Annotated in this window: 29 protein-coding genes and 1 tRNA gene; 19 read left to right on the forward strand and 11 right to left on the reverse strand. The window is 67.3% G+C overall.

Going from position 1 to position 23,364, the window contains the following annotated elements; all coding sequences use genetic code 11:
• Positions 1 to 61: 61 nt before the first annotated feature.
• The 11 genes from B4K74_RS06880 (at position 62) to B4K74_RS06930 (ending at position 8,660) form a co-directional block, all read left to right on the forward strand.
• Complete coding sequence (locus tag B4K74_RS06880) at positions 62 to 892, forward strand: hypothetical protein (protein WP_286692317.1); 831 nt, start codon at positions 62 to 64, stop codon at positions 890 to 892.
• 91 nt (positions 893 to 983) lie between these two features.
• Entirely contained in the window at positions 984 to 1,694 is a 711-nt protein-coding gene (locus tag B4K74_RS06885) for an enhanced serine sensitivity protein SseB C-terminal domain-containing protein (protein WP_286692318.1), read from the forward strand.
• Between the two features lie 107 nt (positions 1,695 to 1,801).
• Positions 1,802 to 1,888 (forward strand) — tRNA-Leu (locus B4K74_RS06890).
• Between the two features lie 79 nt (positions 1,889 to 1,967).
• On the forward strand, positions 1,968 to 2,582 hold the full coding sequence (locus B4K74_RS06895) for a ribonuclease D (protein WP_286692319.1): 615 nt from the start codon (positions 1,968 to 1,970) through the stop codon (positions 2,580 to 2,582).
• The gene (gene lptC, locus B4K74_RS06900; RefSeq protein ID WP_123287848.1) at positions 2,582 to 3,232 is read left to right on the forward strand and encodes an LPS export ABC transporter periplasmic protein LptC; all 651 of its coding nucleotides are present in this window, start codon (positions 2,582 to 2,584) and stop codon (positions 3,230 to 3,232) included. The genes B4K74_RS06895 and lptC overlap by 1 nt, the downstream gene beginning before the upstream one ends.
• 8 nt (positions 3,233 to 3,240) lie before the next feature.
• Positions 3,241 to 3,750, forward strand: coding sequence for an LptA/OstA family protein (locus B4K74_RS06905; RefSeq protein ID WP_286692320.1), 510 nt, complete (start codon positions 3,241 to 3,243; stop codon positions 3,748 to 3,750).
• A gap of 102 nt (positions 3,751 to 3,852) precedes the next feature.
• Positions 3,853 to 4,563, forward strand: coding sequence for an LPS export ABC transporter ATP-binding protein (lptB, locus tag B4K74_RS06910; RefSeq protein WP_260155265.1), 711 nt, complete (start codon positions 3,853 to 3,855; stop codon positions 4,561 to 4,563).
• A gap of 712 nt (positions 4,564 to 5,275) precedes the next feature.
• Positions 5,276 to 5,677 carry a GIY-YIG nuclease family protein gene (locus B4K74_RS06915; RefSeq protein ID WP_286692349.1) on the forward strand — a complete coding sequence of 134 codons (402 nt, stop codon included), beginning with the start codon at positions 5,276 to 5,278 and terminating at the stop codon, positions 5,675 to 5,677.
• Between the two features lie 180 nt (positions 5,678 to 5,857).
• Positions 5,858 to 7,378 carry an RNA polymerase factor sigma-54 gene (gene rpoN / locus B4K74_RS06920; RefSeq protein ID WP_286692321.1) on the forward strand — a complete coding sequence of 507 codons (1,521 nt, stop codon included), beginning with the start codon at positions 5,858 to 5,860 and terminating at the stop codon, positions 7,376 to 7,378.
• A 74-nt stretch (positions 7,379 to 7,452) separates the two neighbouring features.
• Entirely contained in the window at positions 7,453 to 8,115 is a 663-nt protein-coding gene (gene hpf, locus B4K74_RS06925; RefSeq protein ID WP_123287845.1) for a ribosome hibernation-promoting factor, HPF/YfiA family, read from the forward strand.
• 77 nt (positions 8,116 to 8,192) lie between these two features.
• On the forward strand, positions 8,193 to 8,660 hold the full coding sequence (locus B4K74_RS06930) for a PTS sugar transporter subunit IIA (protein ID WP_123287844.1): 468 nt from the start codon (positions 8,193 to 8,195) through the stop codon (positions 8,658 to 8,660).
• A gap of 15 nt (positions 8,661 to 8,675) precedes the next feature.
• Here the strand turns inward: B4K74_RS06930 and B4K74_RS06935 are convergent, their stop codons facing one another.
• From B4K74_RS06935 to B4K74_RS06955, 5 genes are all read right to left on the reverse strand, one after another.
• A complete protein-coding gene (locus tag B4K74_RS06935) occupies positions 8,676 to 8,942 on the reverse strand; it encodes a DUF1150 family protein (protein ID WP_123287843.1) in 267 nt (88 codons plus the stop codon).
• 93 nt (positions 8,943 to 9,035) lie between these two features.
• Positions 9,036 to 9,461, reverse strand: coding sequence for an Hsp20 family protein (locus B4K74_RS06940; protein ID WP_286692322.1), 426 nt, complete (start codon positions 9,459 to 9,461; stop codon positions 9,036 to 9,038).
• Between the two features lie 108 nt (positions 9,462 to 9,569).
• Complete coding sequence (locus tag B4K74_RS06945; protein ID WP_286692323.1) at positions 9,570 to 10,184, reverse strand: hypothetical protein; 615 nt, start codon at positions 10,182 to 10,184, stop codon at positions 9,570 to 9,572.
• Positions 10,185 to 10,242: 58 nt separating this feature from the next.
• Complete coding sequence (locus B4K74_RS06950) at positions 10,243 to 10,611, reverse strand: dihydroneopterin aldolase (protein WP_286692324.1); 369 nt, start codon at positions 10,609 to 10,611, stop codon at positions 10,243 to 10,245.
• Positions 10,612 to 10,614: 3 nt separating this feature from the next.
• Positions 10,615 to 11,388, reverse strand: a complete 774-nt coding sequence (locus B4K74_RS06955; RefSeq protein ID WP_286692325.1) for an SDR family oxidoreductase — start codon at positions 11,386 to 11,388, stop codon at positions 10,615 to 10,617.
• Between the two features lie 158 nt (positions 11,389 to 11,546).
• Between B4K74_RS06955 and B4K74_RS06960 the strand changes: the two genes are divergently transcribed.
• Genes B4K74_RS06960 through uvrC form a run of 3 tightly spaced genes read left to right on the forward strand, consistent with a single transcriptional unit; the run spans position 11,547 to position 14,439 of the window.
• Positions 11,547 to 12,035: an NUDIX domain-containing protein gene (locus tag B4K74_RS06960; protein WP_286692326.1), complete on the forward strand. Its 489-nt coding sequence runs from the start codon at positions 11,547 to 11,549 to the stop codon at positions 12,033 to 12,035.
• 43 nt (positions 12,036 to 12,078) lie between these two features.
• Positions 12,079 to 12,525: a DMT family transporter gene (locus B4K74_RS06965; protein ID WP_286692327.1), complete on the forward strand. Its 447-nt coding sequence runs from the start codon at positions 12,079 to 12,081 to the stop codon at positions 12,523 to 12,525.
• A 33-nt stretch (positions 12,526 to 12,558) separates the two neighbouring features.
• Complete coding sequence (gene uvrC, locus B4K74_RS06970; protein ID WP_286692328.1) at positions 12,559 to 14,439, forward strand: excinuclease ABC subunit UvrC; 1,881 nt, start codon at positions 12,559 to 12,561, stop codon at positions 14,437 to 14,439.
• A gap of 3 nt (positions 14,440 to 14,442) precedes the next feature.
• On the opposite strand, the gene B4K74_RS06975 is transcribed toward uvrC, so the two are convergent.
• The gene (locus B4K74_RS06975) at positions 14,443 to 14,823 is read right to left on the reverse strand and encodes a PIN domain-containing protein (RefSeq protein WP_286692329.1); all 381 of its coding nucleotides are present in this window, start codon (positions 14,821 to 14,823) and stop codon (positions 14,443 to 14,445) included.
• Positions 14,824 to 15,060, reverse strand: a complete 237-nt coding sequence (locus B4K74_RS06980) for an antitoxin (protein WP_286692330.1) — start codon at positions 15,058 to 15,060, stop codon at positions 14,824 to 14,826. It lies immediately after the preceding gene.
• 70 nt (positions 15,061 to 15,130) lie between these two features.
• Between B4K74_RS06980 and B4K74_RS06985 the strand changes: the two genes are divergently transcribed.
• The gene (locus B4K74_RS06985) at positions 15,131 to 15,754 is read left to right on the forward strand and encodes a carbonic anhydrase (RefSeq protein ID WP_286692331.1); all 624 of its coding nucleotides are present in this window, start codon (positions 15,131 to 15,133) and stop codon (positions 15,752 to 15,754) included.
• Between the two features lie 47 nt (positions 15,755 to 15,801).
• Entirely contained in the window at positions 15,802 to 16,455 is a 654-nt protein-coding gene (pgsA, locus tag B4K74_RS06990; RefSeq protein ID WP_414630920.1) for a CDP-diacylglycerol--glycerol-3-phosphate 3-phosphatidyltransferase, read from the forward strand.
• A gap of 39 nt (positions 16,456 to 16,494) precedes the next feature.
• Here the strand turns inward: pgsA and B4K74_RS06995 are convergent, their stop codons facing one another.
• Positions 16,495 to 16,869: a four helix bundle protein gene (locus B4K74_RS06995; RefSeq protein WP_286692333.1), complete on the reverse strand. Its 375-nt coding sequence runs from the start codon at positions 16,867 to 16,869 to the stop codon at positions 16,495 to 16,497.
• A 112-nt stretch (positions 16,870 to 16,981) separates the two neighbouring features.
• Complete coding sequence (locus B4K74_RS07000; protein WP_286692334.1) at positions 16,982 to 19,078, reverse strand: S46 family peptidase; 2,097 nt, start codon at positions 19,076 to 19,078, stop codon at positions 16,982 to 16,984.
• A gap of 182 nt (positions 19,079 to 19,260) precedes the next feature.
• Here B4K74_RS07000 and B4K74_RS07005 point away from each other — a divergent pair, with 182 nt between their 5' ends.
• The 3 genes from B4K74_RS07005 to B4K74_RS07015 are packed head-to-tail and all read left to right on the forward strand — an operon-like array spanning position 19,261 to position 22,223.
• On the forward strand, positions 19,261 to 20,436 hold the full coding sequence (locus B4K74_RS07005) for an ABC transporter permease (RefSeq protein WP_286692335.1): 1,176 nt from the start codon (positions 19,261 to 19,263) through the stop codon (positions 20,434 to 20,436).
• On the forward strand, positions 20,433 to 21,185 hold the full coding sequence (locus B4K74_RS07010) for an ABC transporter ATP-binding protein (RefSeq protein ID WP_286692336.1): 753 nt from the start codon (positions 20,433 to 20,435) through the stop codon (positions 21,183 to 21,185). Before B4K74_RS07005 ends, B4K74_RS07010 begins: the two co-directional genes overlap by 4 nt.
• 27 nt (positions 21,186 to 21,212) lie before the next feature.
• Positions 21,213 to 22,223, forward strand: coding sequence for an HlyD family secretion protein (locus B4K74_RS07015; protein WP_286692337.1), 1,011 nt, complete (start codon positions 21,213 to 21,215; stop codon positions 22,221 to 22,223).
• 30 nt (positions 22,224 to 22,253) lie between these two features.
• On the opposite strand, the gene B4K74_RS07020 is transcribed toward B4K74_RS07015, so the two are convergent.
• Together B4K74_RS07020 and B4K74_RS07025 are read right to left on the reverse strand one after the other, a co-directional pair.
• Positions 22,254 to 23,054, reverse strand: a complete 801-nt coding sequence (locus tag B4K74_RS07020; protein WP_286692338.1) for a crotonase/enoyl-CoA hydratase family protein — start codon at positions 23,052 to 23,054, stop codon at positions 22,254 to 22,256.
• Positions 23,055 to 23,133: 79 nt separating this feature from the next.
• A complete protein-coding gene (locus B4K74_RS07025; protein ID WP_164461983.1) occupies positions 23,134 to 23,289 on the reverse strand; it encodes a hypothetical protein in 156 nt (51 codons plus the stop codon).
• Positions 23,290 to 23,364: the final 75 nt, after the last annotated feature.

The raw sequence follows: 23,364 nt of genomic DNA on the forward strand, positions 1-23,364 counted from the left end.
GCCCAAGCACACGCTACGTCCGCCTTTGACGCAGGGGCCCTCTATCCTGCCTCGCATGGATATGACCCTGCCCCCGGCTGTGCCTCTGCCGGATCCGCCGAAGGCGGATCGGCCGGCGCATTATCGTCTGTCGACCGAGACCTGGATGCTGATCCTGAAGGAGTATCGGGAGGGGGCGACGGCGCCGTATCTGGCCAGCAAGTGGCGGGTGTCGGTGCATGCGGTGCGGCGGCGCATCACCATGCACGGGGCGACCAAGCGCGAGTGGGGCGACGGCCAGGCGATCGCCATGGCCACGGCGCGCGAGGCCGAGCTGGAGGCGGCGCGGCGAAACAGCCCCGAGGCGGTGGCGGCGCGTCTGTTTCAGGGCCTGCCCATGCCTTCGGATGAGGGGGAACCGGACGGCGGTGAGGACCCGGCGGCGCTGGCGCGGATAGCGATGCTGGCATCGGGGCGGGCCATGCGCGGGCGGCTGTGGGCCGAGGCGCGGGCGCTGGGGGCACTGGCGGAAACCTATCAGCGGCTGGCGGCGCGCGAGGGGGACGGCTCGGGCGTGGGGGCCTCGGGCAGCGGCGGCGGTCGGGGGGCGGCGCTGACGCCGGAGACGGCGCCGCTGGCGCTGATCCATGCCATTCTGACGATGGGTGCGGAGGCGAAGTCCGAGCGGTTCCGGATGGACCCGGACGCCGGGGAAGCTCAGCCAGACTATGCGATCAAGCGGGCCTATTGGCGGGACTGGAAGGAAAAGGGCGACTGGCTGCGGGGCGTGGTGTTCCGGCGGCAGGCGCTGGAGGCGCGGGTGGAGGCGCTGGAGGCGGCGTTGACGGAGGCGGGCCTGCCGCTGCCGGAGGAGCATTCGGCGCGGCGGGCGGCGCGGCTGGCGGAGGACTGAGGCGGAGCCGGGTGCCCTCCCCCTCTCGCCATTCGCGGGCGGTCGGGGTAGGTCACTGCCCTTTCCGGTTTTGCAGTACAGGACGGCTCTCATGACCGCCTCTCCGTCTCCCGCCTTTTCGCCGCTGAACGACCTCGAGGTGCTGCTGATGGCGGCCAGCTCGGGCCGGGCGGATGAGCGCGCGGCCTTTGAGGCCGCGGTGCCGACCTCGAAACTGTGGGCCGTGGTCGCCGATGAGGATGCGGCGACGGATACGCTGCGCCTGCGCACGGTGACGCCGAAGGACGGGCGGCCGGCGACGGCGATCTTTACCGCCCGGGAGCGGGCGCTGGCGGTGTTCGGGGAGGATGCGGCGGCCGAGGCCTTTGACGGGCGGGCGCTGCTGGAGGTGATCCGGGTCAATCCGGCGGTGCTGAACCCGGGGCAGCCCTATGGGGTGTCGTGGCCGCCGGCGGCGCTGTCGGCCATGGTGGGGCAGAGCCTGCCGGCCGAGGATGCGCGCTGGCCGACGCATCTGGCCGTGCCGAAGGAGACTCCCGACGGGCTGGTCGAGGGGCTGAAGCGCGCGTTTTCCGCCGATCCGTCGGTCAAGGCGGCGTGGCTGGCGCTGGCGCGCTGGTCGGACAGCGAGGAGGCGGGCTTTTATCTGGATGTGCGGATGCCGGCGGGCGAGGCGCAGCTGCCGGGCCTGATGGAGCGGGCGCTGAAGGATGTGGTGCTGGATGCGCGTCTGGATGTGGGGGTGCGCGCGCCCGAGGCGCCGGCCGGCATCGGGCTGGAGATCGTGGCGCCGCGGGATTGATCGCGGGGCCTCAGTATTTTCGTCACAGGACCGTTGACCGGACCCGGAGCCTGCCTTATGGGTCCGCGCCTTCCCGGACGATATGTCTCTGATGTGTCGGCCCGAGAGCCCAGGTGGCGGAATTGGTAGACGCGCTGGCTTCAGGTGCCAGTGATCGAAAGGTCGTGGAGGTTCGAGTCCTCTCCTGGGCACCAATTCTTCGAAACGGCGCTGCATCCTGACGATGCGGCGCCGTTCGTTTATGGTCCATTCGCAAGTCAACAGGCGGGACGCATGACAGTACATCTGCACAGGGGCGATCTGCCCGATGGTCTGGACCTCGGCGCCGTGGTGGCGGTCGATTCCGAGACGATGGGCCTGCGCTATCGCCGCGATCCGCTGTGCGTGGTGCAGCTGTCGGCCGGGGACGGGGACGCCCATCTGGTCCAGCTGGACCGCGACGCCTATGACTGTCCGAACCTGAAGCGGCTGCTGACGGACCCGGCGGTGCTCAAGATCTTCCACTTCGGCCGGTTCGACATCGCCATGTTCCAGCTGTGGCTGGGGGTGGAGACGCGGCCGGTCTATTGCACCAAGATCGCGTCCAAGCTGGCCCGCACCTATACCGACCGGCACGGGCTGAAGGATGTGGTGCGCGAGCTGGCGGGGGTGGACCTGTCGAAGGCGCAGCAGAGCTCGGACTGGGGCGCGGAGACGCTCAGCCAGGCGCAGCAGGACTATGCGGCCTCGGACGTCTTGTACCTGCATGCGGTGCGCGCGCGGCTGGACGCCATGCTGGCACGCGAGGGCCGCACGGGGCTGGCGGCCCAGCTGTTCGACTTCCTGCCCGTGCGGGCCCGGCTGGACCTGGACGGCTGGGAAGACACCGACATCTTCGCCCACACCTGATGACCGACACGCCCCCGCCCGTGGATCCGACGTCGCCGACGGCCGCCAAGGCCCGGCACTGGCGCGCCCATTCGCGGCGGGTGATGCTGTTCCGGCGGGTGCTGCCGGTGGTGATCCTGTTGCTGGCCGGGGGGACAGTGGCGTGGATCGTGCTGCGCTCGGCCATTTCGGACGCCGAACGCCGGGCCGAGCAGCGCAGCGACGTGGCGCTGGATAATGCCCTCTACTACGGACAGGACGATCAGGGGCGCTCGTTCGTGATCGGGGCCAAGGGCGTGGTGCGGGTGCCGGAGACCGGCCATCTGCGTCTGGTCGGGCCGGTGCTGCGTCTCAATCTGGGCGGGGCCAGGGTCACCGAGATGACCGCCGACGGCGGCACCTATGACGAGGCCTCACGTCGGGTCATCATCGGGCCGAATGTGCGGATTTCGGACGGCGGGTCGGGCTTTGTCCTGACGACGCCCGAGGCCGTGGTCGACACCCGCACCGGCGTGGTGACAGGCGACAAGGGCGTGCAGGGCACCGGACCGCTTGGCACCATGGCCGCGACGTCCTATGTCATCCGCGACCAGGGCGAAAGCATCGAGTTTCGCGGCACGGTCGAGAACAAGGTTCGCGGCACCATCAACCCCGCGTCCTCCCGGAGATAAGGTCGGCCATGACCCGTTCCAGCAAGCTGTCCCTGACCGTCGCGGTCGCCCTGGCGCTCAGCCTGACCCTGCCCGGCACCGGCGTGTCGCAGGACCCGTCCGACGATCCGGTCATGTATACGGGCATCGTCTTCAGCTACACGCCCAACGGCTTTGCCCTGGACGGCGAGGCCGAGATCCTGCAGGGCGACAACCGGCTGCGCGCCAACCGGATCGAGGCCTTCACCAATGACAACTCCGACCTGTCGCGGGTCGAGGCGTCGGGCGAGGTGTTCTTTGTCACGCCCACCCAGACCCTGCGCGGCGACCGGGCGGTCTATAATCTGCAGTCGGCCGAGGTGGTGCTGACCGGCAATGTCATCGTCACGCAAGGCCGCAATGTCATGACCGGCAGCCGGCTGGTCTATAATGTCCGCACCGAAAGCGCCCGTATGGAAGGCGCCCCGACGCCCTCCGGCAACCGGGTGCAGGGGGTCTTTTATCCCAACGGCACGACCCCGCCGGACCAGGCTGACTGATCCCCGGTGGCGCGCAAGGAACTCTCGGCCCTCAATCTGGATGAACGGCCCAAGGCGGCCGCGAAGGTCGTTGCGCCGAAGGCCGCCGAGCCCGACCGGGGGCTGAAGGCGCGGCATCTGGCCCGGTCGTTCGGCAAGCGGCAGGTGGTGCGCGACGTGTCGATCACCGTGCAGCGCGGCGAGGTCGCGGGCCTGCTGGGGCCGAACGGCGCGGGCAAGACCACCTGCTTCTATATGATCACCGGCCTGATCCCGGCGGATTCCGGCACCATCACCCTCGACGGCGAGGATCTGACGCCCCAGCCCATGTACCAGCGCGCGCGCATGGGTCTGGGCTATCTGGCGCAGGAGGCGTCGATCTTTCGCGGCATGACGGTCGAGGAGAACGTCCGCGCCGTCGTCGAACTGCACAAGACCGGCGCCACCGCCATCCGCGAGGAAACCGACCGCCTGCTGGACGAGCTGAGCGTCGGCCATCTGAAGGATGCCCCGGCCGCGGCCCTGTCGGGCGGCGAACGTCGCCGCGTCGAGATCGCCCGGGCGCTGGCCGGCGACCCGGCCTTCATGCTGCTGGACGAACCCTTTGCCGGCATCGACCCCCTGGCCATCGCCGACATCCGCCAGGTGATCCGCTATCTGGCCGAGCGGGGCATCGGCGTGTTGATCACCGACCACAATGTCCGCGAGACGCTGGACATCATCGACCGCGCCGCGATCATCTCGGCCGGCGAGGTGCTGTTCGAAGGCACCGCCGCCGAAATCGTCGCCAACCCCGACGTCCGCCGGGTGTATCTGGGCGACATGTACGGGTGAAGCGATTGCTCGCCAGTCGCTCGCTCAGGATTGCGCTTTCGGCATCCTCACTCGCCTTCGTCCTTTCGGCCTGCGACGAACGCGTCGAAGCGGAATACGCCAGCCTGAATGAGGCTAGAGCTGCCGGCGCTGTCGAACGGGGATGGATTCCATTGTTCGTGCCCGACAGCGCGTTTGCGATACGCGACACCCACGACCTTGATACGAGCCGCCAGACTCTGCGCTTCTCTGTTCCGACGCAGACGGCCATCGCGATGGCAGCCGCGCAGACACCCATACCAAGTGGTCAGATGGAGTCCGTCCGAACTTCCCTTTCGAAGGCGGGATGGTCGGGAGAAGGACCGGGCGTTCGTATCTTAGCCGTCTGCCGAGTTGGCGATGAAGGCTACCTGGCCGTCGATACGGCTTCCGGGCGGGCGCTTTATCTACGTGAGCCCCACGATAAGCCAAGCGTGTGCGCCGAGCCGTAGAGCGCTTCAACCCCGACGTCCGGCGCGTCAATCTGGGTGATATGTACGGGTGAGGATGACGGGCATTTTGCCGTAGTCAGAACCTATTACACACCGCCTGCCCGGACCGATCCTCGGATCAAGTCCGAGGATGACGAAGGGGGGACGGGTGGTGCCAAATTGGGGTCGGGCATTTGTGAGCTACCCTCCATGCCGTCATCCTCGGGCTTGACCCGAGGATCGGTTCATCCCCAACCTTGGCCATGGTGACCGACCGCCGCCCGTTCATCGCCACCTATATTCAGGCGAACCGGCCCCTTGGCACACTGTATGTCGGCATGACGTCTGACCTGCTGACGCGGGCGCATGATCACCGGCACGGCCGTCAGCGAGGGTTTACCAGCCGCTATGGCTGCAGCGTACTGGTCTGGTTCGAGCAGCACGATCTGGTGACCGAAGCCATTCGTCGGGAGAAAGCGCTCAAGAGCTGGAACCGTCCGTGGAAGGTGGAGCTGATCGAGAAGCGAAACCCTGACTGGGCTGATCTGTATCCCTGGCTGTGCGGAGAGGCGCCGGACCCGAGGGCGCCTCTGGAGACCCCGGCGGAGGGCAGTGTGGAACACTTCCTTGCGCGGCTCGCGCGGGGCGAGATCGGGGAGTCCTGAGCGGACACCGGACTGCCCGGACCGATCCTCGGATCAAGTCCGAGGATGACGAGAGCAAAGAATGGTGGCGCTTGATTGAGGACACGCGTCTTCGCGCTCCGTTAACCTCGACGGCGACATGATGCCTGCAGCAAGTTTCGGGCCACGGTGTCCGAACGGGGTTCGGTGGGGACGGTTGCGGTGATCGGTCAGAGACTGGAGATCAGGCAGGGCCAGGGGCTGGTGATCACGCCCCAGCTGCAGCAGGCTATCAAGCTGCTGCAACTGTCGAACCAGGAGCTGGAGGCGTTTGTCGAGGCCGAACTGGAGCGCAATCCGCTGCTGAAGCGCGATGAGGAGGCCGACATCCCCGGCGAGGCGGCCGGCGAGACCTCGGCCGATAGTCCGAATGACCCCCATGCCGAGCTGAGCTTTGACGAGGCGCGCCCGGATGCCGCTGAACAGGCCATGGATACGCGCGCCGACGATGTCTATGACGCCAGCCCCGGCGAGCGGGCGACCGAAGGTGCGGACGGCGGCGGCGACGAGGCCCAGCCCGGTCTGTCGGACTGGTCGCGCACGGGCAAGGGTGGCCCCGCCCCCGAGGGCGAGGGCCTGGAGCGGGCCGACAGCCGCGAACTGACCCTGTGGGAGCATCTGCAGGCCCAGTTGTCGGGCACGCCGTTGAACGCCGCGGACCGGGCCATTGGTCTGGCCCTGATCGAAATGGTCGATGACCATGGATACCTGCGCGGCGATCTGGCCGAGGTGGCCGACCGGCTGGGCTGCGGCATCGACCGGGTCGAGGCGGTGCTGGCCGTCTGTCACGGGTTCGAGCCGACCGGTATCATGGCGCGCTCGGTGCCCGAATGCCTGAAGCTGCAACTGGTCGAGCGCAACCGGTTCGATCCGGCCATGGCGGCGCTGCTGGACAATCTGGAGCTATTGGCGCGGCACAATCTGTCGGCCCTGCGCAGCGCCTGCGGCGTCGATGCCGAGGACCTGTCCGAGATGATTTCCGAGCTGAAGGCCCTGACGCCCCGCCCGGGCGCGGGCTTTGGCGGCGAGCCGGCCCAGACGGTGATCCCCGATGTACTGGTGCGGCCCGACCCGGCCGGCGGCTGGCGGATCGAGCTGAACGCCGACACCCTGCCCCGACTGCTGGTCGACAAGCGCTATCACGGGGTGGTGTCGGCCGGTGCCCGGTCGGACACGGAAAAGACCTTCGTCGCCGACTGCGCGGCCCAGGCCAACTGGCTGGTCAAATCGCTGGACCAGCGAGCGAAGACCATCCTGAAGGTGTCGTCCGAGATCATCCGTCAGCAGGATGCCTTTTTCGCCTTTGGCGTCGAGTTCCTGAGGCCGCTGAATCTGAAGACGGTGGCCGATGCGATCGGCATGCATGAGTCGACCGTCAGCCGCGTCACCTCGAACAAATATATGGCGACGCCGCGCGGGGTGTTCGAACTGAAATTCTTCTTCACCTCGGCGATCCAGTCGGTCGACGGCCAGTCCAGCCACTCGGCCGAAGCCGTCCGTCACCGAATCAAGTCGATGATCGACCACGAAGGACGAGACGGCGACGTTTTGTCCGACGACCGGATCGTCGAATTGCTGAATCAGGCGGGCATCGATATTGCCCGCCGGACAGTGGCGAAATATCGCGAAGCCCTGCGAATTCCGTCGTCTGTCGAGCGCAAGCGGCGCCTGAAGACCGGTTAACCGCGTCTGCTTCGACGACCACAAAAATGTGAAGTCCGTTGACACCGAACGGCTTCGGTCGCGTTCTATCTCCTATGCAAGTCCAAGTCAGCGGTAAGCACGTGGATGTCGGCGAAGCGTTAGGCTCGCGCATCTCCCAGGAACTCAACGAGGGAGTCGGCAAATACTTTGAACGCGGCGGACAGGATGCCGAGGTTGTGGTGTCCAAGGACGGTCCCGGGTTCAAGGTCGATTGCTGGGTCCGGCTGGCGTCAGGCCAGAGTCTGGTCACCACCGGGCATGGGAGCGATGCCCACAGTGCCTTTTCTGATTCACTCGACAAGTTGGAAAAACGCGTCCGGCGCTACAAGCGACGGCTGAAGGATCACCACGCCGGGCCCAAGGGCCTGTCGCCCGAGAAGACGGAGATGGCGGCCGCAGAGGTGGCGCGCATGACCGTCTTCCGCAATCTCGACGATACGGATGACGACGACTTTGCCGATGTGGGCAAGGCCGAGGGCGAGGCGCCGGCCGGTCTGGTGATTGCCGAGACCGAATCCGAACTGCGCACCCTGACCGTCGGTCAGGCCGTGCTGGAGCTGGACATGAGCGGTTACCCCGTCGTCGTGTTCAAGAATGCCGCCCACGGCGGCGTGGCCGTGGTCTATCGCCGGCCCGATGGCAACATCGGCTGGGTCGACCCCCGTCGGACAAGTTCACAGAACGGACACGGTTCGGTAAACGGTTCAGCGGTATAAGGCCTTTAAGGGGCCGCAAGTCGGGCCTAGAGGGCTGACGCCTTTCGGGTCCACAGTTGCGTAGTTCGGGGATGAGTATGGAAATCGGAGATCTGGTCAGCCGGGACGGTATCGTCCTGCGCGGAAGTGTCTCGTCCAAGCGTCAGGCCCTGCAGGCCGTGGCGGATGCCGCTGCCCATGTGCTGGGCCATGCGGATGCCGCCCCCCTTATGGATGCCCTAATGGAGCGCGAAGCGCTGGGCTCGACCGGGGTCGGCTCGGGCGTGGCCCTTCCCCATGCGCGGCACCGGGATGTGGACCATGTGTTCGCCGTTCTGGTGCGGCTGGAGACGCCGATCGCGTTTGATGCCGTCGACGATCGACCGGTCGACATCCTGTTTGGTCTGTTCGCGCCGCCCAGCGATGGCGCCGGGCATCTGCGGGCCCTGGCTGCGGCCTCACGCGCGCTGCGCTCGCCGGACCTGCAGCAACGCCTGCGTCAGGCCGACAGCCGCGATACCCTGCATGCGCTGCTGGTCCGTCAGATCGTATCGACGGCGGCCTGAGGCCCAACGGCCGGTCTAGTGAACCGAGACCGGCTCCAGCTCGTGGGCCACGGCGGCGGCAAAGGCGCTTTCCCGGTCGGCCATGACGGCCAGACGCTCGCCGTCGGCGCTGTGCACCGCATACAGGGTCTGGCGCGGGTCCAGCCGGATGGGCGGCTGATCCGGATCGGTCGCGCCGGCGACCTCGTCCATGATTTCGGACGCGGCCACCTCACGCACATAGACCAGATCGGGCGCACCCAGATCTGCAAAGGCCTTGTCCGTCATGTCGTCGGTCGTCATCACCTGAAGTGGGCTCCTGAAACGCGGGTATGAAGGGTCAACGCGTGACCCCGGAAAGTGGCTCCGGAAAGGATCGGAGGCGGGACCAGCCTATCAGCGGGTCGTGATCGGAATACGGCGGACCTGGGCCACCTGTTGGGGCCGCAGCAGATCGACGTGCAGCAGACCGTGTTCCAGCGAGGCTTCATCGACCTCAAGGCCATCGGCCAGCACGAAGGTCCTGAGGAAGCCGCGCGCCGCGATGCCACGGTGCAGATAGGCATTCTCAGCCCCCCCCTTGTCGCCGCCGTCGCGCTTGCCGGAGATGGTCAGCTGGCGGCCTTCGAGGGTGATCGACAGGTCGTCGGGCGCGAACCCGGCCACGGCCAGGGTGATGCGAACGGCGGCCTCTCCGCGCTGCTCGACATTATAGGGGGGATAGGCCTCGGAAGCCGCACGCGCCGCCCGGTCGATCAGGCTGCGGGTATGGTCAAAGCCCAGCAGAAACGGGCTGTCGAACAGGACTGTACGCGTGGTCATCCGGCCCTCCTGAAAGCGACCCTTGATGCGGACCCCCGAAAGCGGCGGATCCATCAGAGCCCTATCTGGGATGTGGCGGGCGGGCTTTCAAGCCTTGAGGCCCGGGGCTCAGATCCACCAGGAGCGCGGATTGGGGATGGCCCGGCGTGACTTGAGCAACCAGCTGCCCCAGGCGCCGCGCACCAGCACCCACAGCACCAGCAGGAACAGCACGAACACCCCGGCGTTGACCACGATCAGGATGACGCCGAGCACCGCCACGACCGCCGCTGCCCAGAGGGTGCGGACCTGAAAGACGTGGTGGCTGGCGGCCACTGCATGGGTCGGGACGTCGCGCACCATGACCGCCAGCAGGCCGATTACCGCCGACACGCCGAAGGTCGGAATGGCGAACAGGATCAGGGCATAGACGGTGTAGAGACCCATCATGCCCTCGGGCTCGGGCAGGTCGTCGGTGCGGGAGGGCCGGGGCGGGGCGCTGTGGGCCGGGGCGCTATGCGTGGGGGCGAGCGGCGCGACCAGCGGGGCATTCATCGGATCATCCACCGGATCGGGCTCGGGAGCGGGAGCGGGTTCAGGCTCCGGCGCGACCTCGGGCTCAGGGCTGCGCGGATGGGCCGCCAGCGATTCGGGCGAGCAGAATCCGACCTCGGCATCCGGGTCGGCCTCGGGCCGGGGGGCGGGCTGGTCCTTGAACAGGTCGGGATCGCCGGGTTCGGCCATCTGGCTCCTCACACTTCGGGGCGACAATGCCGGGGCGGGCGCGCGGGCGCAACCACTGTCAGCCGCGCGACAGGCGTATCTCGCAGCCGGCCTCGGCCGCGTCGGCCAGACAGCCGGGCTTGCCGATACGCACCGTCACCCCCTGCACGACCGGATCGGCCATCAGCCGTCGGCCCAGACGCTGGGCAAAGGTCTCCACCAGACCGACATGGCCCTCGGCCACCAACTCGCGCGACAGGCGGGCGACATCCTCATAGTTCAGCGTATCACCCAGCGCCTCGACCGGTCCGGGCGCCAGTTGCAGCGCGACATTGATCACCAGGGTCTGCAGGCGGCCAAGTTCGTGGTCGTGCACGCCGATGCCGGCCTCGACCACAAGGTCGCGCACGAACACGGTCAGCCCCTCGTGGCGCAGGCCGTCAGCCATGGATCAGTCCTCTTCGATATCGGGGGTGCGCCAGGCCAGATGCTGGCCCGAGTCGACGGCGATCATCTGGCCGGTGATCAGCGGCTCGCGGATAAGCCAGAGGACGGCGCGGGCAATCGCCTCCGGCTCGACCGCGCGGCCCAGCGGCGTGGCCGCCGCCTCCGCCTGAAAATCCGCCTCGGTCTGATGGGTCGAGGCCAGCGTCGGCCCCGGGCCCACACCGTTCACGCGAATGACGGGGGCCAGGGCCTGGGCCATGGTACGCGTCGCCGTCCACAGCGCCGACTTGGACAGGCCGTAGGAGAAGAAGCGCGGATCGGGCTTCAGCACCCTCTGGTCCAGAATATTGACGATGGCCGAGCCGGCGGGGGCCAGGCCGGCAAAGGTCTGGGCCAGCAGCACAGGGGCGCGCAGGTTCACATCCATATGGCGCGACCAGCTGTCGCCGGTGATGGTCATCAACCGGTCGTCGTCGAACACCGAGGCATTGTTGACCAGCGCCGTCAGCGGGCCGAGGGCCGCGGCGGCCCGACCGATCAGACCGTGGGTGGCCACGGCATCGGCCAGATCGGCATCGAGGGTCACGGCCTTCCGGCCCAGGTCGCGCACCTCGGCGGCGGTTGCTTCGGCCGCCTCAGCATCCCGGCCATAGTGGATGGCGACATCCAGCCCGGCCCTGGCCAGCGTCAGGCTGATGGCGCGCCCGATGCGTTTGGCGCCGCCGGTGACCAGCACGGCCCCGGGCATGTCAGACGGACCTGCGGGGGTGTCAGTCAACCCGGCCGAACTCGAACACGTTCAGCGCGCCCAGAACGATGACAAAGCCGAAGATGATGAAGAGCGCGGTCATGGAATTCTCCCGTCGGAAATCTGGTTCTGGCCTTAAAGCGCGCCCGGCCTCTGTTCAAGGGGCGCAGGCCGGGCCATCAAGCCGCATGGCCCCCTCTCCCCCCCGCAATTGGCGCGAACGCATCGAGCCGTTCACCCGTCCGGCCTTTCACACCCTGGCCCGGATAACACGCGGCATGACGCTGGGCGTGCGGGGTCTGGCGGTCGACGCAGAGGGCCGCATCCTGCTGGTCCGCCACACCTATCTACCCGACTGGTGGCTGCCCGGCGGCGGCGTTGATCGCGGCGAGAGCCTGCATGACGCCCTGGTGCGCGAGATGCGCGAGGAAACCGGCCTGATCCTGACCGGGCCCGCCACCCTGCTGTCGATCCATTCGAACGAGGCCCATTTCCGGGGCGACCACGTGGCCGTCTATCTGATCCGCGACTTTGAGACCGGCCCCGCCAGCCAGCACGGCGAGATCGCCGAGACCGGCTGGTTCGCGCCCGACGCCCTGCCCGACGCCCTCAGCCGGGGCAGCCGTGCGCGGCTGAGGGAGTATCTGGACGGTGTGCCGGCCGACCTACGGTGGTGAGGACAGCGTTCCCATCCGCCCCTCCCGGTGCTAGCCAGCGCGGATGAACCCTGCACTGCTTGCCATGCTGGCCGTCGTTCTGGCGGGAGGGGCGACCGCCCTTCAGGCGCCGACCAATGCGCGGCTGGCCGAGGCCGTGGCCTCGCCGGTCAATGCGGCATTTATTTCGTTCGCGGTCGGCACAGTGGCGCTGGGGATGCTGGCGCTGATGCTGCAGACCCGGCCGGATATGGCGGCGACGCGGTCGCTGCCCTGGTGGGTGTGGATCGGCGGGCTGTATGGCTCGGTGTTCGTAGTCGCGGCCGCCTGGGCCGTGCCGCGGCTGGGGGTGGCAGTGACCATAACCCTGATGGTGGCCGGGCAGCTGATCATCAGCCTGATCCTCGACCATTTCGGGGCCATGGGCGTGCCGAAGCAGCCGATGAACCTGATGCGGGTGGCCGGTATCCTGATGGTGATCGGCGGCGTGGTTCTGGTCCGCAGGGGCTAAGCAAGAACGGGGGGTGGCCCTATATTGGGGCGGATGACCGCCCTGCCCCCTGATTCCCCGACGGAAAAGCCGGCTCTGGTCGGCGCGGATCTGATCCGCGACGAGGCCCGGCGTGCGCCCGACAAGCCGGGCGTCTATCGCATGTATGGCGAAGACGGGTCGTGCCTGTACGTCGGCAAGGCCAAGTCGCTGAAGAAGCGCGTGCTGCAATATGCCCAAGGGCGGGTGCACAGCCAGCGCACGGCCCTGATGGTCAACCAGACCCGGTCGATGCAGCTGGTGCTGACGGCGTCGGAAACCGAGGCCCTGCTGCTGGAGGCGACCTACATCAAGTCGCTGAAGCCGCGCTACAATGTGCTGCTGCGCGACGACAAGAGCTTCTCCCAGCTGATGATCCGGCGCGACCACCCCGCGCCCCAGATCCGCAAGCACCGGGGCGGGCGCACCATCAAGGGCGACTATTACGGGCCGTTCGCCTCGACCTGGGCGGTCAACCGGACACTGACCACCCTGCAGAAGGCCTTCCTGCTGCGGTCGTGCTCGGACAGTGTCTATGAGGGGCGCACCCGGCCCTGCATGCTGCACCAGATCAAGCGCTGTTCGGCGCCGTGCACGGGCCTGATCTCGCTGGAGGACTACAACCGGCTGGTGGGCGAGGCAGCGGCCTTTCTGAACGGCAAGTCGGATGCCGTGGTCGGGCGGTTGTCGCGCGACATGCAGGCGGCGTCCGAGGCCATGGACTATGAGCGGGCGGCACGGCTGCGCGACCGCATCCGGGCGCTGTCGGCCATTTCGATGGAATATTCGCGACTGGCGGGCGGGGTGTCCGAGGCCGATGTGTTTTCGCTGCACACCGATGCCGGCCAGGCCTGTGTGCAGGTGTTCTTCTATCGCGCGGGCCAGAACTGGGGCGGGCGGGCCTACTTCCCGCGCATCGACAAGAGCGACAGCGACACGGAAATCCTGTCGGCCTTTCTGGCGCAATTCTATGAGGACAAGCCGGTCCCGCGCCTGATCCTGACCAATCAGCGCCCGCTGGAACTGGAATTGTTGCAGGAGGCCTTCAGCCTCAAGGTCGGGCACAGAGTCGAGATCGCCATCCCGAAGCGCGGCGACAAGCTGAGCCTGGTCGAGCATGCGACCACCAATGCGCGCGAGGCACTGGGCCGGCGGCTGGCCGAGACCTCGGCCCAGGGCAAGATTCTGGACGAGGTGACGGAGGCCTTTGGCCTTGAGGCCAGGCCCGAGCGGATCGAGGTCTATGACAATGCCCACATTTCGGGTTCGAACCCGGTCGGCGGCATGATCGTGGCCGGGCCCGAAGGCTATCGGAAGAACCAGTATCGCAAGTTCAACATCCGCAGCGAGGATCTGAGCCCCGGCGACGACTATGGCATGATGCGCGAGGTCCTGACCCGGCGCTTTGCCCGTCTGGTCAAGGATGAGGAGGCCGGTCAGGCGGCCGAGAGGCCCGATCTGATCCTGATCGACGGCGGCGCCGGCCAGCTGTCGGAGGTCGTGCGGGTCATGGCCGATCTGGGCATCGACGATGTGGCCGTGGTCGGCGTGGCCAAGGGGCCCGACCGCGACGCGGGGCGCGAACGCTTCTTCATGCCGGGCAAGCCGCCCTTCATGCTGCCGCAGAAGTCGCCCGCCCTCTACTATCTGCAAAGGCTGCGCGACGAGGCCCACCGCTTTGCCAACGGGGCCCATGCCACGCGCCGGTCGATGGACATCAAGAAGAACCCGCTGGACCAGATCGAGGGCATCGGCCCGGGCCGCAAGAAGGCCCTGCTGCAGGCCTTCGGCTCGGCCAAGGGGGTGTCGCGGGCGGAGGTCGTCGATCTGGCCAAGGTCGACGGCATCAGCCAGGCCACGGCCGAACGCATCCACGCCTTCTTCCGCAAGGGCTGAGGCTCACCACTCCAGCAGGGAGAGGCCCGGGATGTCGCGGAAGTCGGCGGGATTGAGGGTGGCCAGGGTTGCGCCCGCGACAATGGCCTGGGCGGCGATCATCCGGTCCAGAACCTTGCTGCGGGAGAAGCCGACCGCCTGGACAATCGCCCCGTAAGCGTCTGCCTCCGCAAGGCCGAAACCCAGGACCTCGATCTCCCGAAGCATCAGTGAGAGGGTCGCTTCGCGCACGGGGGACTCAGGTCCGGTCAGACCGGCTTTGAGTTCAACAACCGAAATGACTGAAAGGAGCAGCTGCTCGTCGGAGCGCGCCACTCTGGCACGCACATCAACGTCCCCATCCCTTAGAGGGATGGCAATGCTGGTATCGAGGAGCAGGGCCAATCAGAGACCTTTGCGGACCGGCGCGATGAAGGGCGGACGCTTCTGAACGCTGGAGGGTTTCGGTAGCCTGTCGAGAGCCTCGACCAGTTGTCGCGGCGTCATACGCCTTGGCCGCATGGTGATCACATCGCCATTGCGCTCGATCTCGACCTCTACGCCCGGGCCAAAGGTGATTTCCTTGGGCAGGCGCACGGCGTCGCTGTTGCCACTGCGAAATATCCGACTGACGACACCCATGGCGCTACTCCCAATGTATATACGAGTATACACCATTTTCGGGACCCGCTCAAACCGCTAGGCTCCTCGTATGACCGACCTCTCCTCCGATCCCTTGCTGGCCGGCTATCGCCGGTTTCGTGCGCATCAGTGGCCGCGGGCCCGTGCGGCCTATGAGACCCTGGCCGAGGCCGGGCAGACGCCGCACACCCTGTTCCTGGCCTGTTCGGACAGTCGGGCCGACCCGGCGCTGATCTTTGACGCCGCGCCCGGCGATCTGTTTGTCGTGCGCAATGTCGCCAATCTGGTGCCGCCCTATGCACCGGACGGCGGGCTGCACGGGGTGTCGTCGGCGCTGGAGTTCGGGGTCAAGGCGCTGAAGGTGTCGCGCATCGTCGTCATGGGCCATGCCCTGTGCGGCGGTGTTCAGGCCATGCGGTCGGACAGCGGCGCGGCCGGACTGGACTTCGTCGAGGCCTGGGTCGATCAGGGCCGCCCGGCCGTGCGGCAGGCGCTGTCGACCTGCGACCATGACCATGCCGTGCAGGTCAGCGAGGAGGCGATCGTCAAACTGTCGCTCGACAATCTCAGAACCTTCCCCTGGATCGCCGAGCGCGAGGCGGCGGGCGCCCTGACCCTGACCGGTCTGCATTTCGGCATCGCCGACGGGGTGCTGCGCGTTCTGGGAGACGACGGGCGGTTTCAGCCGGTCTGAACGGCTCGCCAGCGCCCGCGAAGCATGGCACATCGGAGCGATCGGAGATGACCATGCCCCAGTCGGACACTGCCCCCCACCACCCCGCCAATCCCATCCCCAACATCCTGACCGGCCTGCGGCTGGCCGCCGGGGTGGTGATGTTCCTGATCCTCGCCGGGGCCACGGGCGGCATACCGATCGTGTCGTCCTATCTCAGCCCCGAGGACCAGTTCGGCCTCTATCGCGTGGCCTTCATCATCTTTGTCGTGGCGGCCACAACCGACTGGATCGACGGATATCTGGCCCGGCGCTGGCACGCGACCACACGCTGGGGGGCGATCCTCGATCCCATCGCCGACAAGGTGCTGGTGACCGGCGCCATCCTGGGCGTGTTGACCTCGGGTTCGGTGCCGCAGATCGCCATTCCCTGCGGCCTGATCCTGTTCCGCGAGTTCGCGGTCTCGGCCCTGCGCGAGACCGTGGCCGGCAAGGTCAAACTGCCGGTCACCCTGCTGGCCAAGTGGAAGACCACCCTGCAGCTGGTGGCGCTGGGCGCGCAGCTGTTTGCCCGCAACTGGGACGGTTTTGGGCTCGAGTTCGAATATTATCCCTACTTCCAGATGTTTGCCGATGTGCTGATCTGGGCCGCAGCGATCATCACCCTCTGGACCGGGTGGCAGTATTTCGACAAGGCCCGCCGGAAGATGGCGCACCTCTGAAGTTTAGGCAGTAGGCAGTAGGCAGTAGGGTCGCGCGGGTCAGTCGGGGGCATGCGCCTCAAGTCGGATGATGAGGCCGCGCAGCATTTTTCCTAGTTCATCGGCCTGACGCAGAGCGTCGGCTGCGGCGGCTTCGGTCGCAAGGCCGACGCGGACAGCTATCAGCAGGTGGGTCTCGGTTTCCTTCAGTGAACCCTGCGCGATCCTGAGGAAGTTGAGGTAGGCACCTTTCGAGGACCGGCCATAGCCTTCGGCGATATTGGCGGGCACCGAGGTGGCGGCACGTCGGGTTTGGGCGGTTAAACCGAACCGCTCTTCGCCCGGATACGACCTCGTCAGCTCGTAGATCGACTGAGCCATATCCATCGCCCGCTGCCAGACCTTGAGGTCACGATAGCTGTTGATCTGATCCATGGCTCAGCCCCCGCCACAACACAGTCCCTACTGCTTACTGCCTACTGCCTACTGCCTACTGCCTACTGCCTATTCCCTACTGCCTACTGCCTACTGCCTATTCCCTACTGCCTCACTCGACGCCCAGTTCGGCCAGCAGACCGTCCATGCCATAGACGTCGCGCAGGGCCACCGTGATGGCGCCGGTGGTGACGATCACGCTGCGGTTGACCGAGGGGTCATAGCCATAGGCGTTGCGCTGGGTCAGGACGGTCGAGTCGAAATTGGCCCCGATGATCTCGCCGCGGGCATTGATGGCAGGAGAGCCCGACGAGCCGCCGATGGTGTCGGTCGAGACCGACATGTTCAGCACCGTATCCGGATCGATCCGGTCGCGGGCGGCCAGCAGTTTCGGCGCCACATCGAACGGCGGGGCCCCGGTTGCCCGGTCCCACAGGCCGCCGAAGGTGGTGAAGGGCTGAACCGTCGTGCCCTGATACGTCCAGCCCTCGATCCGGCCCCACGTCAGGCGCAGGGTGCCGGTCGCATCCGGATAGACGCTGTCGCCATAGGCGGCGAAACGGGCGGCGGCCAGATCCTCGGACGCCTGGGCGGTCGGGGCCTCGACGGTCTCCTCCCACTCGGCGCGCACCGACCGGGTCACGCCCTGGATCGACAGGACATAGCGGATCAGCGGATCGTCCGAGGCCATGATGGCCTCCAGCCCGCCGTCCCACAGGGCCTTGCGCACGGCCGGATCGGCCAGGGTGGTGCCGGAGATCAGACGCTCCGACAGCCCCTCGGGGGACTCGCGGCCCAGCAGGGTCCGGATGCGCGGATCGTCGACCGTCAGCCACTCGCGGGACTTCGACAGCCACCATTCCATGCGGACCTGTTCCAGGTCTGCATAGACCGGGCGGTCGGCCAGCAGGCGCGACTCGATCCCGCCCAGCCGGGTGTCGGCATATTCGGGCAGGCGCTCGGTCGAGGGCTTGTCGCGCTCCTGCGCCGCCCGCACCAGGGTCTCGGCCCAGCCATAGAGGGTCGAGCCGCCGCCCGCGCGGGCGACCAGCAGGGCATAGGCCGGATAGAGCCGTCGGACATCGTCCTGCACCGCCGACAGGGTGGTCCAGGGGTCGGCGCCCCCGGCGGCCGTGTGGGCTGCCAGCCAGTCGCCCGAGCGACCGCGGAAGTCGGCTTCCTGCTCGGCCTTGGCGGCCATGAAGTCGGCGTCGATCAGGGCCCGCATGCGGCCGATGCCACGCTTGTAGCTGTTCTCAAGGCCGACCAGCGGATCCATGACGATGAAAGCATTTTCCTCGCTCTCGGACCCGAAGCGGATCATGCGGCCGCGCAGTTCGGACATGATCAGCTGATCCAGCGGCAGCTGCACGTCCCGCACGGTCAGCAGCTGGTCCATGGTCAGCAGGCGCTGGGTCGAGCCGGGGCTGCCCGAGATGAACACCGGCTCACCCGCCGTCGGGCGGTCCGGGTTCCAGGTGAAATGGGTCGGCGTCTCGACCGGCGCACCGTTCTCGTACAGGCGGATGAAGGCCGCATCGATGGCGAAACGCGGGAAGTTGAAATTGTCGAGGTCGCCGCCAAAGGTCGCGGCGCGATCCTCGGGCGCAAAGGCCAGCCGCACATCGGTGTAGCGGCGATAGCTGTAGAGCTTGAACTGACCGCCCCGGTAGAGCGACACCACCTGACAGCGGCGCTCGGGCTGATTGGCACAGTATTCCGCCTCGATGGCGGCGGCCTCGGTGTCACGGGCGCGGTTGAAGGCCGCACCGCTCAGGCCCCGCCCGGCCGCATGCATGCGCTCGGTGACATCGGTGATGTCCATCAGGATCTCGGCCGAGGCCCCCGGGCAGCGCAGCTCTTCCTCGCGCGTAGCGGGGGTAAAGCCGGTCTCGGCATAGTTGATGGCCGGGGTCGAGAGCTGGGCCACGCAGCTGGCGACACAGTGGTTGTTGGTCAGCACCAGCCCCTCGCCCGAGACCACGCCCGCCGAACAGCCGCCGAACTTGACCGAGCTGCGCTGCACCCGGTCCAGCCAGGCCTGATCGATGGCCGTGCCCAGGGCGGCATTGGCGCGGGCGATCGGAAAGTTGTCGAAGGTCCACATCCCCTCATCGGCCTGGGCCGGGGTGACCGGCCCGAGGCCCAGGGCGGCGCCCATGCCGAGAGCGGCCAGCGAGACGGCGAAGCGAAGCGGATGAACAGTCATGGGGGTGTTTCCTGGATGGTGTCGGGCCCGGGGGCCGTCCCTGTCGTCGGAGTTAAACCGCCTGTGGGCCTGTCGTCCATGCCGATCACGGGGGGATGAACATGACCCTTACCCCGATTTAACTTGGCCTCACGCCTCTTGGCCTTCAGAACCGGGCCAACGTCAGGGGTTTGGCACCACATATGTCGCTTGCACTTTCCACACTGCTGTATGAATGGCGCCGCTATATGGCGGCCGTGATGGCGCTGGCGCTGTCCGGCCTGCTGGTGCTGGCCATGACCGGCGTCTTCATCGGCATCGGCAAGGGCTTTACCGCGACCATCGAGCGGTCGGGCGCCGACATCATGATCATGCAGCCCGGTGCCACCAGCCTGATCGGCGGCCCGTCGGGCGTGCCGCGCCGCTTCATCCCGCTGGCCTATCGCCACCCCGAGGTGGTCGAGGTCAAGCCGCTGGACGGCGCCGGCGGCAGCTTCCAGAGCATCAAGACCTATGACCCGACCATGTCGCAGGCCGAGCGGGCCAAGACCAAGGCCCCGCGCCGCGAGTTCGTGCAGACGGTCATTATCGACACCACGCCGGGGTCGGTGACCATTCCGCGCGACTATTCCCAGGAACTGGTTGATGCCCTGCGCCAACCCTACACCGTCGCGGTCGACGAGACGGCCCTGACCAAGCTGGGCGTCAAACTGGGGGATCGCGCCCTCTACAACGGCCGGACGGTGACGGTGGTCGGCGTGACCCGCGGCTATCCCAATATGATGCAGTCCACCATCGTCATGTCGCGCGACACCCTGCGCATGGTCGGACAGTCCGACGAGGGCTCTCGGGTCGGACCACTGATGATCAAGATCAGCGACCCGGCCCGCGCCAAGGTCGTCGCCGCCCAGCTGACCGCCATGGGGGACGGGCAGTGGAAGGCCTGGACCCGTCAGGAGCTGGCCGATGCCAACGCCGGCGCCATGTTCGAGGACGGCGGCATCCTGATCATCATCATCGGCGGCTGCGTCTTTCTCGGCACGGTGATCGGCGTCTCGATCACCTGGCAGACCCTGCGCGGCGCCATCATGGCCAATATCAAGGAGTTCGCCTCGCTGCGGGCGCTGGGCGTCGGCATGGGATCGCTGCGCCGGATCGTCATGGAGCTGAGCTTCTGGGTCGGTCTGGTCGGCGTGGCTGCGGCCATCGGCCTGACCACCCTCGTGCAGTGGTTTGCCCTGTCGAATGCCGTCATCATCGCCCTGCCGCCCATACTGCTGGTCTTCGTCGGCGGCGGTCTGATCGTCATCGCCATGCTGTCGGGCCTGCTGTCGATGGGCGTCCTCAAGAACAGCCAACCGGCGGACCTGCTGCGATGAACGCCACAAAGACACACGGCAAGCACGGCGACTTCGCGATCGAGGCCAAGGGTCTGGTCAAGCGGTTCAAGTCGGGCAAGGCCTTCATCGAAGTGCTCAAGAACGTCGATTTCGACGCGCGCCACGGGGACCTGACCATGGTCATGGGCCCGTCCGGCTCGGGCAAGTCGACCCTGATCGCCGCCCTGTCGGGCCTACTGCGGCCCGAGGAGGGCAAGGTCAGCGCGCTCGACTCCGATGACCTGTGGAAGATGTCGTCCGGCAAGATCGACAAGTTCCGGCTGGATCACTGCGGCTTCATCTTCCAGGGCTTCAACCTGTTCCCGGCCCTGTCGGCCCTGCAGCAGGTCGAGATCGTGCTCAAATTCCAGGGCCTGTCAAAGTCCCAGGCCCGCAAACAGGCCATGACCACGCTCAAGGAAGTGGGGTTGGGCCACCGGCTGCACCAGCGCCCGTCGATCCTGTCCGGCGGTGAGAAGCAGCGCGTCGCCATCGCCCGCGCCCTCGCCAAGAACCCGCAGATCCTGTTCGCCGATGAGCCGACCTCGGCCCTCGACGGCGAGAACGGCCAGATCGTCATCCAGCTGCTGCGCCGCGCCGCCACCCAGCACGGCGCCGCCGTCATCTGCGTCACCCACGACCCGCGCCTCGAGGCCTGGGCCGACCGCGTCATCAAGATCGAGGACGGCATCATCATTTCCGATGAGCGCCGCGTTCCGGACCCCAACGCCGCCCTCGCCCATCACTAACCCTCTCTCAGAGACCGAAAGACCGTCATGCCCGCCTTCCTGAAGAACAAATGGCTCTGGATCGGCCTCGTCATCATCGTCGTCGCCGTCGTCGGCTTCATGATGATGCAGGGCGCCAACAAGGCCAAACAGGCCGAACTGGCCGAGGCCAGCGCCAATGCGCCCGTCAGCCCCTATGCGGCCGTCGCCAACGGCCGGGCCGACGTCGAAGGCGGGATCATCCAGATCGCGGCCCGCCGCGGCGGCATCGTCAGGGCCGTCTATGTCGAGGAAGGCGATGTCGTCACCGCCGGCCAGATCCTGGCCCGTCAGGAAGACGACGAGCCTCGCCTGGCCGTTCAGCGCGCCCAGGCCGAGGTCGCCCAGGCCCGCAGCCAGCTGGCCACCATCCGCGTCGATCTCAGTGCAGCCCGCCGCGAGTATGACCGCATGCAGCAGCTGGCCGACAGCAACTATATCGCCGCCCAGCGTCTGGATCAGGCCCGCGACGCCGTCGCCATGGCCGAGGCCCGTCTGGCCAGCCAGGAAGCGACCGTCCGCACCGTCCAGGCCCGTCTGGCCGAGGCCGAGTACAATCTGGAACTGACGGTCATCCGCGCTCCGATGGGCGGCCGGATCGTGCGCCGCTATGCCAACCCCGGTGCGGGTGCCTCGACCCTGAACGTCTCGACCATGTTCGACCTCGAGCCCGATGCCCCGCGCATCGTGCGCGCCGAGATCGTCGAGGCCGACATCCCCAATATCCAGATCGGTCAGGCCGTCGAAATCAGCCCCGAGGGCGACCCCTCCAAGGTCTATGTCGGCCGGGTGCTGCGCCGCGCCGCCGTGTTCGGGGCCCGCAAACTGTCCTCGGACGATCCCTCGCAGCGGTCCGACGAGCGGGTGATCGAGGTGGTCGTCGCCTATGACGACGCCCCGCTGCTGATCGGTCAGCGGGTGCTGGTCAAGTTCATGAAGCCCGGCGAGACCGCTGGCGCCCCGCGCGACACCCAGGTCGGTGTCGGCCCCGACCGCGCCATGCAGGCCCCCGGCGGCTGATCACCGAAGCCTGATGTCCCGGAAGGGCGCTCAGGTCCCCGTGAAGGTCCCGGGCCGCTTTTCCAGAGCGGCGGCCACGCCCTCGGCGTGGTCGTCGGTCATATGGGCGAGAGCCTGCATGGCGGCCGTCATTTCAAGGATCTGATCAAAGCTGAGATCCCGCCCCTGACGCAGCAGGGCCTTGGTCATGCGCAGCGCCTGGGGCGGCTGGGCGGCGATCTCGCGGGCCAGCGTCAGGGCCTCGTCCATCAGGGGCGCGGCGGGCACCACCCGGTTAACCAGCCCCCACTCCAGCGCCGTGGCCGCATCGATGGAGCGCGCGGTGAACAGCAGTTCCGCCGCCCGGGCATAGCCGACATTGCGCGGCAACAGCCAGGTGCCGCCGTCGCCCGGCAATATGCCCAGCTTCAGGAAGGGCGCGCCAAAGCTGGCCGCGTCCGAGGCGATGCGGATGTCGCCCAGACCGGCGATGTCGCCGCCCAGCCCCATGGCCGGCCCGTTGACCGCCGTCACCAGTGGCACCTCGAGCTCATACAGGCTGCGCACGATCCGGTGCACGACCCGGCGATAGCGCTCGCGGATGGCGGTGCCTGGCCCCTCGAACATGTCGCGGCGGTCGCGCATGGCCTTGAGGTCGCCCCCGGCCGAAAAGGCCCGCCCGGCCCCGGTCAGCACCACGACCCGCACCTCCGGATCGGCATTGACGGTCTCGCAGGCCGTCGCAAAGGCCTCGCCGTCCTCCAGATCGGGCAGGGCATTCAGCCGCTCGGGCCGGTTCAGGGTCCAGATGACAATCGGCCCGTCGCGCCGCGTTTCGATCAGTCCGGTCATCCGCAACTCCCATAAGAAAAGGCCCCGGCCTTTTCAGGTCCGGGGCCTTCAGATGCAAGTCGTGATCACCCGAGGGCGATCAGCGGCGCTTCTTGATCGGATAGGGCACGAAGTTCGACGGGTGGCTGACCACGCGGTCGCCCGCCCCGTTCGTGTTCCGGGTGTCCACCAGAAGCCCGCCCCAGAGGGCAAAGGACATCATGGCATGCTGGAGGTTTTTCTCTTTCCTGTTCATGGTGGCGTCTCCTTTCGCAGAACGATGAAAAGAGACGCGTCGTGCTCACAGGGGCTTTCACCCTCTCAGTCGTTT

Origin of the sequence: Brevundimonas sp. UBA2503 (assembly GCF_002341485.1) — a bacterium.
Lineage (GTDB): Bacteria > Pseudomonadota > Alphaproteobacteria > Caulobacterales > Caulobacteraceae > Brevundimonas > Brevundimonas halotolerans.

Excerpts from the sequence above, each read along its gene's own strand:
- B4K74_RS06880 (WP_286692317.1), top strand. The coding sequence starts at position 62 with ATGACCCTGCCCCCGGCTGTGCCTCTGCCGGATCCGCCGAAGGCGGAT.
- B4K74_RS06885 (WP_286692318.1), top strand. The coding sequence starts at position 984 with ATGACCGCCTCTCCGTCTCCCGCCTTTTCGCCGCTGAACGACCTCGAG.
- B4K74_RS06895 (WP_286692319.1), top strand. The coding sequence starts at position 1,968 with ATGACAGTACATCTGCACAGGGGCGATCTGCCCGATGGTCTGGACCTC.
- lptC (WP_123287848.1), top strand. The coding sequence starts at position 2,582 with ATGACCGACACGCCCCCGCCCGTGGATCCGACGTCGCCGACGGCCGCC.
- B4K74_RS06905 (WP_286692320.1), top strand. The coding sequence starts at position 3,241 with ATGACCCGTTCCAGCAAGCTGTCCCTGACCGTCGCGGTCGCCCTGGCG.
- B4K74_RS06915 (WP_286692349.1), top strand. The coding sequence starts at position 5,276 with ATGGTGACCGACCGCCGCCCGTTCATCGCCACCTATATTCAGGCGAAC.
- hpf (WP_123287845.1), top strand. The coding sequence starts at position 7,453 with ATGCAAGTCCAAGTCAGCGGTAAGCACGTGGATGTCGGCGAAGCGTTA.
- B4K74_RS06930 (WP_123287844.1), top strand. The coding sequence starts at position 8,193 with ATGGAAATCGGAGATCTGGTCAGCCGGGACGGTATCGTCCTGCGCGGA.
- B4K74_RS06935 (WP_123287843.1), bottom strand. The coding sequence starts at position 8,942 with ATGACGACCGACGACATGACGGACAAGGCCTTTGCAGATCTGGGTGCG.
- B4K74_RS06940 (WP_286692322.1), bottom strand. The coding sequence starts at position 9,461 with ATGACCACGCGTACAGTCCTGTTCGACAGCCCGTTTCTGCTGGGCTTT.
- B4K74_RS06945 (WP_286692323.1), bottom strand. The coding sequence starts at position 10,184 with ATGGCCGAACCCGGCGATCCCGACCTGTTCAAGGACCAGCCCGCCCCC.
- B4K74_RS06950 (WP_286692324.1), bottom strand. The coding sequence starts at position 10,611 with ATGGCTGACGGCCTGCGCCACGAGGGGCTGACCGTGTTCGTGCGCGAC.
- B4K74_RS06960 (WP_286692326.1), top strand. The coding sequence starts at position 11,547 with ATGGCCCCCTCTCCCCCCCGCAATTGGCGCGAACGCATCGAGCCGTTC.
- B4K74_RS06965 (WP_286692327.1), top strand. The coding sequence starts at position 12,079 with ATGAACCCTGCACTGCTTGCCATGCTGGCCGTCGTTCTGGCGGGAGGG.
- uvrC (WP_286692328.1), top strand. The coding sequence starts at position 12,559 with ATGACCGCCCTGCCCCCTGATTCCCCGACGGAAAAGCCGGCTCTGGTC.
- B4K74_RS06980 (WP_286692330.1), bottom strand. The coding sequence starts at position 15,060 with ATGGGTGTCGTCAGTCGGATATTTCGCAGTGGCAACAGCGACGCCGTG.
- B4K74_RS06985 (WP_286692331.1), top strand. The coding sequence starts at position 15,131 with ATGACCGACCTCTCCTCCGATCCCTTGCTGGCCGGCTATCGCCGGTTT.
- pgsA (WP_414630920.1), top strand. The coding sequence starts at position 15,802 with ATGACCATGCCCCAGTCGGACACTGCCCCCCACCACCCCGCCAATCCC.
- B4K74_RS06995 (WP_286692333.1), bottom strand. The coding sequence starts at position 16,869 with ATGGATCAGATCAACAGCTATCGTGACCTCAAGGTCTGGCAGCGGGCG.
- B4K74_RS07000 (WP_286692334.1), bottom strand. The coding sequence starts at position 19,078 with ATGACTGTTCATCCGCTTCGCTTCGCCGTCTCGCTGGCCGCTCTCGGC.
- B4K74_RS07005 (WP_286692335.1), top strand. The coding sequence starts at position 19,261 with ATGTCGCTTGCACTTTCCACACTGCTGTATGAATGGCGCCGCTATATG.
- B4K74_RS07010 (WP_286692336.1), top strand. The coding sequence starts at position 20,433 with ATGAACGCCACAAAGACACACGGCAAGCACGGCGACTTCGCGATCGAG.
- B4K74_RS07015 (WP_286692337.1), top strand. The coding sequence starts at position 21,213 with ATGCCCGCCTTCCTGAAGAACAAATGGCTCTGGATCGGCCTCGTCATC.
- B4K74_RS07020 (WP_286692338.1), bottom strand. The coding sequence starts at position 23,054 with ATGACCGGACTGATCGAAACGCGGCGCGACGGGCCGATTGTCATCTGG.
- B4K74_RS07025 (WP_164461983.1), bottom strand. The coding sequence starts at position 23,289 with ATGAACAGGAAAGAGAAAAACCTCCAGCATGCCATGATGTCCTTTGCC.